Origin of the sequence: Enterobacter dykesii, from assembly GCF_008364625.2 — a bacterium.
Lineage (GTDB): Bacteria > Pseudomonadota > Gammaproteobacteria > Enterobacterales > Enterobacteriaceae > Enterobacter > Enterobacter dykesii.
In genome coordinates, this window is sequence record NZ_CP126604.1 from 181,441 (window position 1) to 198,731 (window position 17,291).

Here is a 17,291-nt window from a genome sequence, read left to right on the forward strand (position 1 = left end):
CACGCTTGAGCACCTCAACGAAAACCATTCTGACCGCCGCCCACTGGGGGCCGATGCTGGTCGAAACCGATGGCGAAAATGTTCTGTCGTCCCGCGGGGCACTACCGACCCAACATCCCAACTCGTTACAGACCGTCGTTCGCGATCAGGTGCACAGCAAAACGCGCGTGCGCTGGCCGATGGTGCGTAAAGGTTTTTTGGCCTCGCCGGACAAGCCGCAGGGGATCCGCGGTCAGGATGAGTTTGTTCGCGTGAGCTGGGATGACGCGCTGGCGCTGATCCACGCCCAGCATAAGCGCATTCGCGACACTTACGGTCCGTCGTCCATTTTTGCCGGCTCCTACGGCTGGCGTTCTAACGGCGTGCTGCACAAGGCCTCGACGCTGCTGCAGCGCTACATGAGCCTGGCGGGAGGCTATACCGGCCATCTCGGGGATTACTCCACCGGCGCGGCGCAGGCGATCATGCCGTACGTCGTGGGAGGGAACGAAGTGTACCAGCAGCAGACCAGCTGGCCGCTGGTGCTGGCACATACCGACGTGGTGGTGCTCTGGAGCGCTAACCCCCTCAACACGCTGAAAATTGCCTGGAACGCCAGCGACGAGCAGGGCATCGGGTATTTCGACGCGCTGCGCAAAAGCGGCAAGCGCATCATCTGCATTGACCCTATGCGCTCTGAAACCATGGATTTCTTCGGCGACAGCGCCGAGTGGATTGCCCCGCATATGGGCACCGACGTGGCGATGATGCTGGGGATTGCCCATACGCTGGTAGAAAACGGCTGGCACGATGTTGAATTCCTGACGCGCTGTACCACCGGTTTCGATAAATTCGTCGACTACCTGACGGGCCAATCCGATGGGGTAGCAAAAACGGCAGAGTGGGCAGCAGAGATTTGTGGCGTTTCTGCTGATAAAATCCGCGAACTGGCGGCGTTGTTTCATAAAAATACCACGATGTTGATGTCCGGCTGGGGAATGCAGCGCCAGCAGTTTGGTGAGCAAAAACACTGGATGCTGGTGACCCTTGCCGCGATGCTTGGGCAGATCGGCACGCCGGGCGGCGGTTTTGGTCTCTCCTATCACTTCGCGAACGGCGGTAACCCGACGCGTAAAGCGGCGGTGCTGGCGTCTTTGCAAGGCTCGGTACAGGGCGGCGTGGATGCGGTAGATAAAATCCCGGTGGCGCGTATTGTTGAAGCCCTTGAAAATCCCGGCGGTTTTTATCAGCACAACGGCCTGGACCGCCACTTCCCGGACATTAAATTTGTCTGGTGGGCGGGCGGATCGAACTTCACGCACCATCAGGATACCAACCGCCTGATCCGCGCCTGGCAAAAGCCGGAGCTGGTGGTGATTTCCGAGTGCTTCTGGACCGGTTCGGCTAAGCATGCAGATATCGTGCTCCCGGCGACCACCTCGTTTGAGCGTAACGATCTCACCATGACCGGCGACTACAGCAACCAGCATATGGTCCCGATGAAGCGCGTTGTCGCCCCGCGAGACGAAGCACGTGATGATTTTGACGTGTTTGCTGAACTGAGCGAGCTCTGGGAAGCGGGCGGCCGCGAGCGTTTTACCGAAGGGAAAAGCGATCTGCAATGGCTGGAAACCTTCTACCAGATTGCCGGCCAGCGCGGCGCGGCGCAGGGCGTGACGCTTCCGCCATTTGCCGAGTTCTGGGAGGCGAACCAGATCGTCGAGATGCCGGAGAGCGAACAGAACGCGAAGTTTGTCCGTTTCGCCGATTTCCGCCGCGCCCCGGAGAACCACCCGCTGAAAACCGAGAGCGGAAAGATCGTGATCCACAGCGAGCGCATCGCCAGCTTTGGCTATGCCGACTGCCCGCCACACCCGATGTGGCTCGAGCCGGACGAGTGGCACGGCAACGCCCAGCCGGAACAGCTGCAGGTGTTGTCTGCGCATCCCGCGCACCGTTTGCACAGCCAGCTTAACTATACGTCCCTGCGCGAGCAGTATGCGGTCGCCGGGCGAGAGCCGATCACGCTGAATACCCTCGATGCGAAAGCGCGCGGGATTGCGGACGGCGACGTGGTGCGCGTCTGGAACTCGCGCGGGCAGGTGCTGGCAGGGGCGGTAGTGAGCGACGGAATTAAACCGGGCGTGATCTGCATTCATCAGGGCGCATGGCCCGACCTTGAGCCCGCCGAGGGAGGGATCTGTAAAAACGGGGCGGTTAACGTGCTGACCAAAGATCTCCCCAGCTCGAAGCTGGGGAATGGCTGCGCAGGGAACACGGCGCTGGCCTGGGTAGAAAAATATCAGGGACCCGAGCTTACCTTAACGGCGTTTGATCCGCCTGCCAGCTCATGATCCACGTCGGGTGCTGGGTATCATCCTGCCAGGCGCTGTCTTCAATGCGAAAGCCCTGAGCATGGTAGAAATTCACCGCCCGCACATTTTTCTGATATACCTCCAGCGTTAAATGCGGGAAGCGCTGTTGAACATGGTTCAGCAGCGCGCGCCCGATGCCTTTCCCGATGCATGATGGTGCGACAAACAGCGCGCCGACAAACTGAGACTGCATCACGCTGATAAATCCGTATGGCTCGCCATCCTGTTCCCAGACCCAGGTTTCCGCCGACGGCAGATAAACGTCCCGCACCATGGCCTCGTTCTCTTTCCAGTAATCCGGCTCGATAAACGGATGCGCTTCCGTGGTGCTTTCAAGCCACAGGCTCAAAAGCGGCGCGGTATTCTCACTTTGCCATTTGCGGATCATGATGGCCTCCCGGATGACAGAAGCAGCCGGTAACGTGGTCGTTGACCAGGCCACAGGCCTGCATAAAGGCGTAGCAGATGGTGGAGCCGACAAACTTAAAGCCGCGTTTTTTCAGGGCCTTCGAGAGCGCATCCGAGGCCGGGGTGGAGGCCGGGATTTCCGCGAGCGTAGCGGCCTGGGTGACCTGCGGATCGTTGTTCACAAACGTCCAGACAAAATCTGAGAATGATTCGCCGTTTTGTTCCATCGCCAGGTAAGCGCGTGCGTTACCGATGATGGCCTGGATCTTACCGCGATGACGGATGATGCCGGCGTCCTGCACCAGGCGTTCCACATCTTCATCGTTCATCGCGGCGACGGCGACAGGATCGAACTGATGGAAGGCGTTGCGGTAGTTTTCGCGTTTCTTCAGCACCGTAATCCATGACAACCCCGCCTGCTGGCCCTCCAGGCAGATCATCTCAAAGAGTTTTTTGCCATCCGTTTCCGGCACGCCCCATTCCCGATCGTGATAGTCGATATAAAGCTGATCCTGGCTCACCCAACCGCAACGTTCCATCCGTCATCTCCCTTATTGATACTGATTTCGCAAAATTTCATTCTGACTGGCTTGACGTGTTTACTATAAAGACAATAGTTAATACAAGGGCTATAAGCTCTTCCTGAATAACGACAAATATCGCCGAATTCGGCTCTCTCTGGGGTCGCGTTGATGATGATAAAAAAAATCAGTGGTCGCCATGCTGCTTCTGGCCTGGTGGGGATTTCTGCCTGCCTGTTTTTTTGTAATACAGCGTCTGCCTGGCAACAGGAATATATCGTTTCAGACGCCCAAAATAATACGGCGGAACGCTATACATGGGACGCGGATCACCAACCGCGTTATGAGGATATTTTGGCTGAGCGCATTCAGTCTTCACAAAATGCGCCGGGTCTTGCCCTGAATATACCGTCTGGCAGCGCGACGGAGGGGGCGATGAGCGTGGGCTGGAATTTTCCGGTTTCAGCGCGTATCACCACCGGCCCGGTAGTGGCGTGGCGCTACGACGGCACGGCTCCCATGATGATCAACGAGTTTGGTGATAGCGCGTCGACGCAGGCAATCATCGACCCGCTCTGGCATGCCAGCGTCAGCACGCTGGGGTGGCGCGTGAATACCCAGTATGGCGATCTCCGGCCATGGGCGCAGATTAGCTATAACCAGCAGTTTGGTGAAAACCAGTGGAAATCGCAGTTTGGCATGCCGCAAACGCCAGCCCCTGCCCAAAACGGTAGCTGGATGGACGTCACCGTGGGAACGGATATTCCCTTTAATACGCACGTGGCGGCCTATGCGTCGCTGGCTCAAGGGGAGCACTCCACCACCGGTGAGGAGTTTTTATACACCCTCGGCGTTAGCGCAAATTTCTAGAGTTGTTACTTTTTTAAACGTTACGATAACATCTCGAATACAACAACCACGGGCTATACAGCGATAGCAGGTACTAACACGCTGTCGCTTTATTCCCGGGCCAGGCCATTCATTCCCGATTCCAGGCATTTCATTCCGTTCCGCCTGCATTTCATGCCGTTTTACCCCAGGCGTTTTAAGGTTTTGTTTATCGTTGTCCTCAGCGAACTTCCTTAATTTCTCTTGCAGGACAACTGCCATGAACACATCAACTTATAACCGCACGCGCTGGCTCACGCTCTTTGGCACCATCGTCACCCAGTTTGCGCTGGGGTCGGTCTATACCTGGAGCCTGTTTAACAGCGCGCTTTCCGACAAACTCGGCGCGCCGGTCAGCCAGGTCGCGTTCTCCTTTGGTTTGCTGAGCCTGGGTCTGGCGATTTCGTCTTCGGTCGCGGGCAAGCTGCAGGAGCGTTTTGGCGTGAAGCGTGTGACCATGGCGTCCGGCATTCTGCTGGGATTGGGCTTTTTCCTGACGGCGCACTCCAGCAACCTGATGATGCTGTGGCTGAGCGCCGGCGTGCTGGTGGGTCTGGCCGATGGCGCAGGTTATCTGCTGACGCTGTCGAACTGCGTGAAGTGGTTCCCGGAGCGTAAAGGCTTAATCTCCGCGTTCGCCATCGGCTCTTATGGCCTGGGCAGCCTCGGGTTCAAATTTATCGACTCCCATCTGCTGGCGTCCGTTGGCCTCGAAAACACCTTTATGATCTGGGGCGCAATCGTGCTGGTGATGATTCTGTTCGGCGCCACGCTGATGACCGATGCGCCGCAGCAGGAGGTCAAATCCGTTAACGGCGTGGTGGAGAACGACTTCACTCTCGCGCAATCTATGCGTAAACCGCAGTACTGGATGCTGGCGGTGATGTTCCTGACGGCCTGCATGAGCGGTCTTTATGTCATTGGCGTGGCGAAGGATATCGCGCAGGGGATGGTGAAGCTGGATGCGGCTACGGCGGCGAATGCGGTGACGGTCATCTCCATAGCCAACCTCTCCGGTCGTCTGGTGCTCGGTATTCTGTCTGACAAAATTGCCCGCATCCGTGTGATTACGATTGGGCAGGTGGTTTCGCTGGTCGGTATGGCGGCGCTGTTGTTCGCTCCGCTGAATGAAGCCACCTTCTTTGCGGCGATTGCCTGCGTGGCCTTTAACTTCGGCGGCACCATTACCGTCTTCCCGTCACTGGTGAGCGAGTTCTTTGGCCTGAACAATCTGGCGAAAAACTACGGCGTTATCTATCTTGGCTTCGGGATCGGCAGCATCTGCGGCTCGCTGATTGCCTCCCTGTTCGGCGGGTTCTACGTGACCTTCTGCGTCATATTTGCCTTGCTGATTATCTCGCTGGCGCTCTCGACCACGATTCGCCAGCCGCAGCGCGAAGTATTCAAAGAAGCGCACGCGTAAGCTGTATGAAAGAGGCCTCTGTGGCCTCTTTTTTCTTTATGCGAGACGCTTCCCGTCTCGATATTTTGTAAAAATTTACACCGATCACACTCTCTGCTGCCACTTTTCTCTCCCGCTGTGGTCTACTTACCGCGCTTGTAGACGTTTCTCATAACGCTTCCTTACGCATTTACTTACTCTGTCCGCTTTCTCTTTGAGATTCGACGGGTCTTTATACCCCTTCCCCCAGGGTTGTTTGCATGAAATACATTAGGTCTCTTACCCAGCAAAGATTGTGTCTGATGCTGGCTGTCTATATCGGATTATTTCTGAATGGCGCGGTACTGTTCAGAAGAGTGGAAGGTTATTTTGAAAACCTTACCGTGAGTAATGGTATTTTTGCCGCCATTGAAGTGTTCGGCTCCGTCCTCGCTACCTTCTTCCTCTTACGCCTGCTGTCCCTTTTTGGCCGACGTACCTGGCAAATTTTGGCCTCGCTGGTGGTGATTATTTCCGCCGCCGCAAGCTATTACATGACCTTTATGAACGTGGTCATTGGTTACGGTATCGTTGCCTCGGTGATGACCACGGATATCGACCTCTCGAAAGAGGTGGTAGGGAAAGGCTTTATCGTCTGGACGGTTTTAGCCTGTCTGATCCCGCTGTTCTTTATCTGGAGCAATACCTGCCGCTATACGCTGTTACGCCAGCTGCGCACCCGTGGACAGCGGATCCGCAATATCGTCGTCGTCCTGCTGGCCGGTCTGCTGGTATGGGCGCCTATTCGCCTGATGGAGACGCAGCAAAAACGCCTCGAAAAAAGAACGGGCGTGGATATGCCAAGCTATGGCGGCGTGGTGGCAAACTCGTATTTGCCGTCTAACTGGCTGTCAGCGTTAGGTCTGTATGCCTGGGCGCAGGCGGACGAATCCAGTGATGTGAAATCGCTGATCAATCCAACGAAACAATTCACCTACCAGCCGCCAGCCGACGGGATTGATGATACGTACGTCGTCTTTGTCATCGGCGAAACGACGCGCTGGGATCATATGGGTATTCTCGGCTATAACCGGGATACCACGCCAAAGCTGGCGCAGGAGAAAAACCTGGTGGCTTACCGTGGCTATTCCTGCGATACCGCAACGAAGCTTTCGCTGCGCTGTATGTTTGTGCGTGAAGGCGGTGCAAGCGATAACCCGCAACGCACGCTGAAAGAGCAGAACGTGTTTGCCGTGCTGAAGCAGCTTGGATTTAGCTCAGACCTGTTCGCCATGCAAAGTGAGATGTGGTTCTACACCAATACTCTGGCAGATAACATAGCGTACCGTGAGCAGATTGGCGCCGAGCCGCGTAACCGCGGCAAAAACGTCGACGACATGCTGCTGCTGGAAGAGATGTCGCAATCCCTCAAGAACCATCCGCAGGGTAAGCATCTGGTTATTCTGCATACCAAAGGGTCGCATTACAGCTATTATCAGCGCTACACGCGTGATTTCGCGAAGTGGCAGCCTGAGTGCGTGGGCATTAATAAAGACTGCAGCAAGCAGGAGCTGATCAACGCCTACGATAACTCGGTGCTGTACGTGGATACCTTCCTGAGTCGGGTGATCGACCAGCTGCGCGATAAAAAAGCGATTGTGATTTACGCGGCAGACCACGGTGAATCCATCAACGAGAAAGAGCACCTGCACGGTACGCCGCGCAAGCTGGCACCGCCAGAGCAGTTCCGCGTGCCGATGATCATGTGGATGTCGGATAAGTATCTGGAAAATCCGGAGAAGGCGAAGATGTTTGCTCAGCTGAAAAAAGAGGCGGAGATGAAGGTGCCGCGTCGTCACGTTGAGCTTTACGACACCATTATGGGCTGTCTCGGCTATACCTCACCGAACGGTGGGATTAACGAAAACAACAACTGGTGTAAACTCCCTGATAACAGCGTAAAAGCCGCGCAGTAGCTGCTCTGGCGAGAATATCGCCAGTTGAATGGCTTTTTGAAAATAAGGGATTGACGGGGGCGCACCTCAGCAGTAAGATGCGCTCCGCATTCGGCGAGTAGCGCAGCTTGGTAGCGCAACTGGTTTGGGACCAGTGGGTCGGAGGTTCGAATCCTCTCTCGCCGACCACATTCTGAAAAGGGCTAATCGCAAGGTTAGCCCTTTTTGCATTATGATCTTATCCCGTCAGAGTATCCAAAACGCCCCTTAGGCCTGCTTCTCCCTGCCTGTTAACGATTTTGTGACATAATCCATTGTATTTTTTTATATATAGATTGATCTTTTTTCGCGTTGCTTATGGATAACCTCAGCATTTTTCGCTGTGCGTTTTAACGTTCGCGGTATTTAGTGCTCAGATAATCACCATTCCGCAAGAAAATTTACCCATTCTGAATAAAAGTTAATCACTGATTGTTGCGAAATATGAAGAGACTTGTGCTGCAAGATAGCGAGTAGCATAAATTTCCCTGCTGAAAACTGGCATACATAGTTTTTTTAATCTTTGTTTGCGGTTTCTCACACTCAGCGTAAATCCCCGTCACCTGTATTGACGTTTTCACATTCTGTTGACAGATTGTAGGGCATGAGGGGCATTTCAGGGACGATCTGCGCTGCAACTCAAACGCTCTTCTGAAAGGATTCTCCATCCCTTTAAAGCCTTCGGGCATCTCCGACCGGACCGGGTAAAAAATAAATAAAGGTCTGGCGGCGTAACACAACAAAGCAAAACATCACATTGGAGCAGAATAATGAGTATTTCCTTGAAGAAGTCAGGGATGCTGAAGCTTGGTCTGAGCCTGGTGGCTATGACCGTGGCAGCAAGCGTACAGGCAAAAACCCTGGTTTACTGTTCTGAAGGCTCGCCGGAAGGCTTTAACCCACAGCTCTTTACCTCTGGTACGACTTACGACGCAAGCTCTGTACCGATCTATAACCGTCTGGTTGAATTCAAAACCGGTACCACGGAAGTGATTCCGGGTCTGGCCGAGAAGTGGGACGTCAGCGAAGACGGTAAAACCTATACCTTCCACCTGCGCCAGGGCGTGAAGTGGCAGGACAGCAAAGAATTCAAACCAACGCGCGACTTTAACGCCGACGACGTTGTGTTCTCCTTTGACCGTCAGAAAAACGCTCAGAACCCGTACCATAAAGTGTCTGGCGGCAGCTATGAATACTTCGAAGGGATGGGTCTGCCAGACCTGATCGCTGAAGTGAAAAAAGTGGACGATAAAACGGTTCAGTTCGTGCTGACGCGTCCGGAAGCGCCATTCCTGGCTGACCTGGCCATGGACTTCGCTTCAATTCTGTCCAAAGAGTACGCGGACAACATGCTGAAAGCCGGTACGCCGGAAAAAGTCGACCTGAACCCAATCGGTACCGGTCCATTCCAGCTGCTGCAGTACCAGAAAGACTCCCGCATTCTGTATAAAGCGTTCGAAGGCTATTGGGGCACCAAGCCGAAAATTGACCGTCTGGTCTTCTCCATTACGCCTGATGCATCAGTGCGTTATGCAAAACTGCAGAAAAACGAATGCCAGGTGATGCCGTACCCGAACCCTGCTGATATCGCCCGCATGAAGCAGGACAAGAATATCAACCTGCTGGAGCAGGCTGGCCTGAACGTGGGCTATCTCTCCTTCAACACCGAGAAGAAACCGTTTGATGACGTGAAGGTGCGTCAGGCGCTGACCTACGCGGTGAACAAAGAAGCGATCATCAAGGCGGTTTACCAGGGCGCTGGCGTCGCTGCCAAAAACCTGATCCCACCAACCATGTGGGGCTATAACGACGACGTTAAAGACTACACCTACGATCCTGAGAAAGCGAAAGCGCTGCTGAAAGAAGCGGGCCAGGACAAAGGCTTTACCGTTGAGCTGTGGGCGATGCCGGTACAGCGTCCGTACAACCCGAACGCACGCCGTATGGCGGAAATGGTTCAGGCAGACTGGGCTAAGGTTGGCGTTCAGGCCAAGATTGTGACCTACGAGTGGGGCGAGTATCTGAAGCGCGCCAAAGCGGGTGAGCACCAGGCAGTCATGATGGGCTGGACCGGTGATAACGGGGATCCGGACAACTTCTTCGCCACCCTGTTCAGCTGCGCGGCGGCGAAAGACGGTTCTAACTACTCTCGCTGGTGCTACAAGCCGTTTGAAGACCTCATCCAGCCGGCGCGTGCGACCGACGATCACAACAAACGTATTGAACTGTACAAGCAGGCTCAGGTTGTTATGCACGATCAGGCTCCGGCGCTGATTGTTGCTCACTCCACCGTGTACGAGCCAGTGCGTAAAGAAGTGAAGGGCTACGTGGTTGATCCACTTGGCAAACACCACTTCGAAAACGTATCTGTTGAATAATAAGTAGGGTGTTCTCCCTCTCCCTCTGGGAGAGGGCAGGTGTGAGGGGCGTGCATGCATCCCCTCACCCTAACCTTCTCCCGCTCGGAGAGGGAATTTACATTTGTGAGCAATACAGACGTCACGCCACTGGTCGTGCGTCATCAGAGAGAATCCGGGTTATGTTGCAGTTCATCCTCCGACGTCTGGGACTTGTTATCCCCACGTTTATCGGTATCACCCTTCTCACTTTTGCCTTCGTCCATATGATCCCCGGCGACCCGGTAATGATTATGGCGGGCGAGCGTGGTATTTCCCCTGAGCGCCATGCACAGCTGCTGGCGGAACTCGGTCTCGATAAGCCGATGTGGCAGCAATATCTCCACTATATCTGGGGCGTATTGCACGGTGATTTAGGGATTTCGCTGAAAAGCCGTCTTCCGGTGTGGGACGAGTTCGTGCCGCGTTTTAAAGCGACGCTGGAGCTTGGCGTCTGCGCTATGATTTTCGCCACTGCGGTGGGTATTCCTGTCGGGGTACTGGCTGCCGTCAAGCGTGGCTCTATTTTTGACCACACCGCGGTGGGCCTGGCGCTGACCGGCTACTCCATGCCTATCTTCTGGTGGGGCATGATGCTGATCATGCTGGTATCGGTGCAGCTTAACCTGACACCGGTCTCTGGGCGCGTCAGTGATATGGTCTTCCTGGATGACTCCAACCCGCTCACCGGCTTTATGCTGATTGATACGGCTATCTGGGGCGAAGAGGGCAACTTCATTGATGCCGTGGCGCACATGATCCTGCCTGCCATGGTGCTGGGCACCATTCCTCTGGCGGTGATCGTGCGTATGACCCGCTCATCGATGCTGGAAGTGCTGGGTGAGGATTATATCCGCACCGCGCGCGCCAAGGGCCTGACGCGTATGCGCGTCATCATCGTGCATGCGCTGCGTAACGCCATGCTGCCGGTGGTGACCGTTATCGGCCTCCAGGTGGGGACGTTGCTGGCGGGGGCGATCCTGACCGAAACCATTTTCTCCTGGCCGGGTCTTGGACGCTGGCTGATTGACGCGCTGCAACGCCGTGACTATCCGGTTGTGCAGGGCGGTGTATTGCTGGTCGCGACGATGATTATCCTCGTCAACCTGCTGGTCGATTTGCTGTACGGCGTGGTGAACCCGCGTATTCGTCATAAGAAGTAAGGGACCATCATGTCACAAGTCACTCAAAATAAAGTGGTCGCTGCACCGGTTCCTATGACGCCGTTGCAGGAATTCTGGCACTACTTCAAGCGCAATAAAGGCGCGGTGGTAGGGCTAGTGTATGTCGTAATCATGATCCTGATTGCGGTGTTTGCGAACTTCCTCGCACCGTATAACCCGGCGGACCAGTTCCGCGATGCGCTGCTCGCGCCGCCTGCCTGGCAGGATGGCGGTAGCCTGACGCACCTGCTGGGTACCGATGACGTGGGCCGCGACGTGCTGTCGCGTCTTATGTACGGCGCGCGCCTGTCGCTGCTTGTCGGCTGCCTGGTGGTGGTGTTGTCTCTGATTATGGGGATCGTTCTCGGCCTGGTTGCCGGTTACTTCGGCGGCATCGTTGATAACATCATCATGCGTATCGTCGATATTATGCTGGCGCTGCCAAGTCTGCTGCTGGCGCTGGTGCTGGTAGCGATCTTCGGCCCGTCGATAGGCAATGCCGCGCTGGCGTTGACCTTCGTGGCGCTTCCTCACTACGTGCGTTTAACCCGTGCGGCGGTGCTGGTGGAAGTGAACCGCGACTACGTCACCGCTTCTCGCGTGGCGGGTGCCGGTGCGATGCGCCAGATGTTTGTCAATATCTTCCCGAACTGCCTTGCGCCGCTGATCGTTCAGGCGTCGCTCGGTTTCTCTAACGCCATTCTTGATATGGCCGCTCTTGGCTTCCTGGGCATGGGTGCGCAGCCGCCAACACCGGAGTGGGGCACCATGCTCTCCGACGTGTTGCAGTTCGCACAAAGCGCCTGGTGGGTTGTCACCTTCCCGGGTCTGGCAATCCTGCTGACGGTGCTGGCATTTAACCTGATGGGTGATGGCCTGCGTGATGCGCTTGATCCCAAACTGAAGCAGTAAGAGGCACGAGATGGCGTTATTAAATGTAGATAAATTATCGGTGCACTTCGGCGACGAGGGCACCCCGTTTCGCGCCGTGGACCGCATCAGCTACAGCGTAAATCAAGGCGAAGTGGTTGGCATTGTCGGGGAATCCGGCTCCGGTAAGTCGGTGAGCTCACTGGCGATCATGGGGCTGATAGATTACCCGGGCCGCGTGATGGCGGAAAACCTGCAGTTCAACGGTCAGGATCTGAAGCGCATTTCTGAAAAACAGCGCCGCCAGCTGGTGGGCGCTGAAGTGGCGATGATTTTCCAGGATCCCATGACCAGCCTGAACCCCTGCTACACCGTTGGTTTCCAGATTATGGAAGCGATTAAGGTGCATCAGGGCGGGAATAAGAAAACCCGTCGTCAGCGGGCGATCGACCTGCTGAACCAGGTGGGTATTCCTGACCCGGCATCACGCCTGGACGTTTACCCGCACCAGCTCTCCGGAGGGATGAGCCAGCGCGTGATGATCGCGATGGCGATTGCCTGTCGACCAAAACTGCTGATTGCAGATGAACCGACGACGGCGTTGGATGTGACCATCCAGGCGCAAATCATCGAACTGCTGCTGGAGCTGCAGCAGAAAGAGAATATGGCGCTGGTGCTGATTACGCACGATCTGGCGCTGGTGGCCGAAGCCGCCCACAAAATCATCGTGATGTATGCCGGCCAGGTGGTCGAGACCGGAAATTCACACGATATTTTCCGCGCGCCGCGTCACCCGTATACCCAGGCGCTGTTACGCGCGCTGCCGGAGTTTGCCCAGGACAAAGCGCGTCTGGCGTCGCTGCCGGGTGTGGTGCCGGGTAAATATGACCGTCCGCAGGGCTGTCTGCTCAATCCGCGCTGTCCGTATGCGACGGACAAATGCCGGGCAGAAGAGCCAGAGCTGAACCAGCTTGCTGACGGTCGTCAGTCGAAATGCCACTACCCACTCGATGATGCCGGGAGGCCAACACTATGAGTACGCAACAGGCCACCACGCAACAACCGCTGCTGCAGGCCATCGATCTGAAAAAATACTACCCGGTGAAGAAGGGGCTGTTTGCCCCTGAACGCCTGGTGAAAGCGCTGGACGGCGTTTCCTTTAACCTCGAACGCGGTAAAACGCTGGCGGTGGTAGGGGAGTCAGGCTGCGGCAAATCCACGCTGGGCCGTCTGCTGACGATGATTGAAGTGCCGACCGGCGGCGAACTCTACTATCAGGGGCAGGATCTGCTCAAGCACGATCCGCAGGCGCAGAAGCTGCGTCGCCAGAAAATCCAGATTGTGTTCCAGAACCCGTATGGTTCCTTGAACCCGCGTAAAAAAGTCGGGCAGATTCTGGAAGAGCCGCTGCTGATCAACAGTAATCTGAGCAAGGAGCAGCGCCGTGAAAAAGCGCTGGCGATGATGGCGAAGGTCGGCCTCAAAACCGAGCATTACGATCGCTATCCGCACATGTTCTCCGGCGGCCAGCGTCAGCGTATTGCTATTGCGCGCGGGCTGATGCTCGATCCGGACGTGGTGATTGCCGATGAGCCGGTCTCCGCGCTCGACGTATCCGTACGTGCGCAGGTGCTGAACCTTATGATGGATCTCCAGCAGGAGCTGGGGCTGTCTTACGTGTTCATCTCCCACGACCTGTCGGTTGTCGAGCACATTGCTGATGAAGTGATGGTGATGTACCTGGGACGCTGCGTGGAGAAGGGGACTAAAGACCAGATCTTTAATAACCCTCGTCACCCGTATACCCAGGCGCTGCTGTCTGCGACGCCGCGTCTGAACCCGGACGATCGTCGTGAGCGTATCAAGCTGACGGGTGAACTGCCAAGTCCGCTGAATCCGCCTCCGGGATGTGCATTCAACGCCCGCTGCAGCCGCCGCTTTGGCCCGTGCACCCAGCTCCAGCCGCAGCTGAAGGAGTATGGCGGCCAGCTGGTTGCCTGCTTTGCGGTCGATCAGGATGAAAATGGCGAGAAGCCACATCCATAACGAAAAAAACCGGCGCTAAGCCGGTTTTTTTATGTCTGCTTGATTATTTCCGCAGGCGAATCTGGTCGACGGCGTGCTTCTCGCTCTTGGTGAGGATCAGGCTTGCACGCTCGCGCGTCGGCAGGATGTTCTCTTTGAGGTTCACGTAGTTGATCTCGTTCCACAGCCCCGTGGCCACACCGATCGCTTCTTCTTCAGAAAGCTGGGCATAGTGGTGGAAATAGGAATCCGGATCGGTGAAGGCCCCTTCGCGGAACTTCAGGAAGCGGTTGATGTACCAGTTTTGCAGCAGGTCTTCCGGCGCATCGACATAAATAGAGAAATCAACAAAATCCGAGACGAATACGTGATGCGGGTCGTGAGGATAGTCCATCCCGCTTTGCAGTACGTTCAGACCTTCCAGAATCAGGATGTCCGGCTGGACCACGGTTTTATCCCCGCCCGGAATGCGATCGTAGATCAGGTGCGAATAGACTGGCGCAGTCACGTGCGGCACGCCGGATTTCAGGTCAGAGACAAACTTCACCAGACGATGCATATCATAAGAAAGCGGGAAACCCTTCTTCTTCATCAGTCCGCGTTCTTTTAACACCTCGTTCGGGTGCAGGAAGCCGTCGGTGGTGATCAGCTCCACGCTGCGGTGTTCCGGCCAGCGACTCAACAGCGCCTGCAGGACGCGCGCGGTGGTACTTTTACCCACGGCCACACTGCCTGCGATACTAATGATATAAGGAATGCGTTGACCGTTCGTCCCGAGAAACTGCTCCAGCACGGCCTGACGACGCAGGTTCGAGCTGATATAGAAGTTAAGCAAGCGAGAGAGGGGAAGATAAATTTCTGCCACCTCTTCCAGGGACAGATCTTCGTTTATCCCTTTTAACCGCGCGATTTCACCTTCCGTCAGCGTCATAGGGACGGAATCACGCAGGGCAGCCCACTGGCTGCGGTTAAAGTGAAGATAAGGCGTCATTAACGTTTGCTCTTTTTTGCTCATAAGCATGCTTCAGTGAGCCAGCATCACACTGCCGGATCATGGCTCATCACACAGTTAATTTTGGACAATGGGCAGGAGGTTAACACCAGATGACGGGAATAATAAGAAAAAAGATGGAAAGCGCTGCGTTACGCGGAAGCCGTCACGCTACGGTGAATACGGTGCAAATCACGATGACATGTTGAATATTTGACCTCAAATGACTACTTTTACAGCGCTTGATACGCTCTTCGCATAAAATGTGAGCGAAAGAACGTTTTATGCAAATTTTTAGTTGCATGACCGCGCAGGTATCCATAGAATGCGCGCTACTTGATGCCGACTTAGCTCAGTAGGTAGAGCAACTGACTTGTAATCAGTAGGTCACCAGTTCGATTCCGGTAGTCGGCACCATCAAGTCCGGTGGGGTTCCCGAGCGGCCAAAGGGAGCAGACTGTAAATCTGCCGTCACAGACTTCGAAGGTTCGAATCCTTCCCCCACCACCACTTTCTGGCAGCGTAAATGCCGCCGGAGCTGGTTGGAAAAATTAGCCAGCTCAAACTGAAAAAGAGAGAAATCTCTTTTTTTGTTACAGAAAGAACTGGGTAGCCGAGTTTCAGGATGCGGGCATCGTATAATGGCTATTACCTCAGCCTTCCAAGCTGATGATGCGGGTTCGATTCCCGCTGCCCGCTCCAATACGTGCTGATATGGCTCAGTTGGTAGAGCGCACCCTTGGTAAGGGTGAGGTCCCCAGTTCGACTCTGGGTATCAGCACCACTTCACTTCTCCTTCCCGTTTCTCTCTGTTTCAATTTTACTGTATTCAACAATTCAGGCATTTCGCCTGGTTGATGTGGTGATATCACCGATTTATCCGTGTCTTAGAGGGACAATCGATGTCTAAAGAAAAGTTTGAACGTACAAAACCGCACGTTAACGTCGGTACTATCGGCCACGTTGACCATGGTAAAACAACGCTGACCGCTGCAATCACTACCGTTCTGGCAAAAACCTACGGTGGTTCTGCTCGTGCATTCGACCAGATCGATAACGCACCAGAAGAAAAAGCTCGTGGTATCACCATCAACACCTCTCACGTTGAGTACGACACCCCGACTCGCCACTACGCACACGTAGACTGCCCAGGCCACGCCGACTATGTTAAAAACATGATCACCGGTGCTGCGCAGATGGACGGCGCGATCCTGGTTGTTGCTGCGACTGACGGCCCAATGCCTCAGACTCGTGAGCACATCCTGCTGGGTCGTCAGGTAGGCGTTCCTTTCATCATCGTGTTCCTGAACAAATGCGACATGGTTGATGACGAAGAGCTGCTGGAACTGGTAGAGATGGAAGTTCGTGAACTGCTGTCTCAGTACGATTTCCCGGGCGACGATACCCCAATCGTTCGTGGTTCTGCTCTGAAAGCGCTGGAAGGCGACGCAGAGTGGGAAGCGAAAATCATCGAACTGGCTGGCTTCCTGGATTCTTACATCCCAGAACCAGAGCGTGCGATTGACAAGCCATTCCTGCTGCCAATCGAAGACGTATTCTCCATCTCCGGTCGTGGTACCGTTGTTACCGGTCGTGTAGAGCGCGGTATCATCAAAGTTGGCGAAGAAGTTGAAATCGTTGGTATCAAAGAGACTGCTAAGTCTACCTGTACTGGCGTTGAAATGTTCCGCAAACTGCTGGACGAAGGCCGTGCTGGTGAGAACGTTGGTGTTCTGCTGCGTGGTATCAAACGTGAAGAAATCGAACGTGGTCAGGTTCTGGCGAAGCCAGGCTCAATCAAGCCACACACCAAGTTCGAATCTGAAGTGTACATCCTGTCCAAAGACGAAGGCGGCCGTCATACTCCGTTCTTCAAAGGCTACCGTCCACAGTTCTACTTCCGTACAACTGACGTGACCGGTACCATCGAACTGCCAGAAGGCGTTGAGATGGTAATGCCAGGCGACAACATCAAGATGGTTGTGACTCTGATCCACCCAATCGCGATGGATGACGGTCTGCGTTTCGCAATCCGTGAAGGCGGCCGTACCGTTGGCGCGGGCGTGGTTGCTAAAGTTCTCGGCTAATCGCTGATAACATTTGACGCAATGCGCATGAAAAGGGCATCATTTGATGCCCTTTTTGCACGCTTTCACATCAGAACCTGGCTCATCAGTGATTATTTTTGTCATAATCATTGCTGAGACAGGCTCTGCAGAGAGCGTATAATCCATAAAGGGATTAGCGTTTCGATTTGGCTCGCCTCGCAATCGCGGGGTGAAATTATTTGTAGAATTCTT

The 17,291-nt window shown here is 55.0% G+C and carries 13 protein-coding genes and 5 tRNA genes; 15 read left to right on the forward strand and 3 right to left on the reverse strand.

The genetic code is table 11. The features are described 5' to 3' along the window. Positions 1-53: 53 nt before the first annotated feature. Positions 54-2,333, forward strand: coding sequence for a molybdopterin guanine dinucleotide-containing S/N-oxide reductase (locus F0320_RS00825; protein ID WP_233443246.1), 2,280 nt, complete (start codon positions 54-56; stop codon positions 2,331-2,333). Here the strand turns inward: F0320_RS00825 and F0320_RS00830 are convergent. After that, entirely contained in the window at positions 2,296-2,742 is a 447-nt protein-coding gene (locus F0320_RS00830) for an N-acetyltransferase (protein ID WP_126330527.1), read from the reverse strand. The genes F0320_RS00825 and F0320_RS00830 overlap by 38 nt on opposite strands. Continuing rightward, on the reverse strand, positions 2,720-3,301 hold the full coding sequence (gene tag / locus F0320_RS00835) for a DNA-3-methyladenine glycosylase I (protein WP_126330529.1): 582 nt from the start codon (positions 3,299-3,301) through the stop codon (positions 2,720-2,722). Before tag ends, F0320_RS00830 begins: the two co-directional genes overlap by 23 nt. 153 nt (positions 3,302-3,454) lie before the next feature. Between tag and F0320_RS00840 the strand changes: the two genes are divergently transcribed. The 9 genes from F0320_RS00840 (at position 3,455) to dppF (ending at position 14,021) form a co-directional block, all read left to right on the forward strand. Beyond that, positions 3,455-4,153 (forward strand): autotransporter domain-containing protein, encoded by a 699-nt coding sequence (locus tag F0320_RS00840; RefSeq protein ID WP_126330531.1) that lies wholly within the window; start codon positions 3,455-3,457, stop codon positions 4,151-4,153. Between the two features lie 238 nt (positions 4,154-4,391). Beyond that, positions 4,392-5,594: an L-lactate MFS transporter gene (locus F0320_RS00845; protein WP_033146995.1), complete on the forward strand. Its 1,203-nt coding sequence runs from the start codon at positions 4,392-4,394 to the stop codon at positions 5,592-5,594. A gap of 239 nt (positions 5,595-5,833) precedes the next feature. Next, positions 5,834-7,528 carry a kdo(2)-lipid A phosphoethanolamine 7''-transferase gene (gene eptB, locus F0320_RS00850; RefSeq protein ID WP_126330537.1) on the forward strand — a complete coding sequence of 565 codons (1,695 nt, stop codon included), beginning with the start codon at positions 5,834-5,836 and terminating at the stop codon, positions 7,526-7,528. 91 nt (positions 7,529-7,619) lie between these two features. Next, positions 7,620-7,696, forward strand: a tRNA-Pro gene (locus F0320_RS00855). Positions 7,697-8,316: 620 nt separating this feature from the next. Then, complete coding sequence (gene dppA / locus F0320_RS00860) at positions 8,317-9,924, forward strand: dipeptide ABC transporter periplasmic-binding protein DppA (RefSeq protein WP_029742038.1); 1,608 nt, start codon at positions 8,317-8,319, stop codon at positions 9,922-9,924. Between the two features lie 161 nt (positions 9,925-10,085). Then, entirely contained in the window at positions 10,086-11,105 is a 1,020-nt protein-coding gene (dppB, locus tag F0320_RS00865; RefSeq protein WP_023334097.1) for a dipeptide ABC transporter permease DppB, read from the forward strand. A 9-nt stretch (positions 11,106-11,114) separates the two neighbouring features. Then, positions 11,115-12,017 (forward strand): dipeptide ABC transporter permease DppC, encoded by a 903-nt coding sequence (dppC, locus tag F0320_RS00870; protein ID WP_047651724.1) that lies wholly within the window; start codon positions 11,115-11,117, stop codon positions 12,015-12,017. Positions 12,018-12,027: 10 nt separating this feature from the next. Next, on the forward strand, positions 12,028-13,011 hold the full coding sequence (dppD, locus tag F0320_RS00875; protein ID WP_008502772.1) for a dipeptide ABC transporter ATP-binding protein: 984 nt from the start codon (positions 12,028-12,030) through the stop codon (positions 13,009-13,011). After that, complete coding sequence (gene dppF / locus F0320_RS00880; protein ID WP_126330539.1) at positions 13,008-14,021, forward strand: dipeptide ABC transporter ATP-binding subunit DppF; 1,014 nt, start codon at positions 13,008-13,010, stop codon at positions 14,019-14,021. Before dppD ends, dppF begins: the two co-directional genes overlap by 4 nt. Before the next feature lie 43 nt (positions 14,022-14,064). Here the strand turns inward: dppF and coaA are convergent, their stop codons facing one another. Beyond that, positions 14,065-15,015, reverse strand: coding sequence for a type I pantothenate kinase (coaA, locus tag F0320_RS00885; protein WP_032668002.1), 951 nt, complete (start codon positions 15,013-15,015; stop codon positions 14,065-14,067). 317 nt (positions 15,016-15,332) lie between these two features. On the opposite strand from coaA, the gene F0320_RS00890 reads away from it, so the two are divergent. The 5 genes from F0320_RS00890 (at position 15,333) to tuf (ending at position 17,078) form a co-directional block, all read left to right on the forward strand. After that, positions 15,333-15,408, forward strand: a tRNA-Thr gene (locus tag F0320_RS00890). An 8-nt stretch (positions 15,409-15,416) separates the two neighbouring features. Next, positions 15,417-15,501, forward strand: a tRNA-Tyr gene (locus F0320_RS00895). 117 nt (positions 15,502-15,618) lie between these two features. Continuing rightward, positions 15,619-15,693, forward strand: a tRNA-Gly gene (locus tag F0320_RS00900). 6 nt (positions 15,694-15,699) lie between these two features. After that, a tRNA-Thr gene (locus F0320_RS00905) sits at positions 15,700-15,775 on the forward strand. A gap of 118 nt (positions 15,776-15,893) precedes the next feature. Continuing rightward, positions 15,894-17,078, forward strand: a complete 1,185-nt coding sequence (gene tuf / locus F0320_RS00910; protein WP_023309456.1) for an elongation factor Tu — start codon at positions 15,894-15,896, stop codon at positions 17,076-17,078. Positions 17,079-17,291 lie beyond the last annotated feature (213 nt).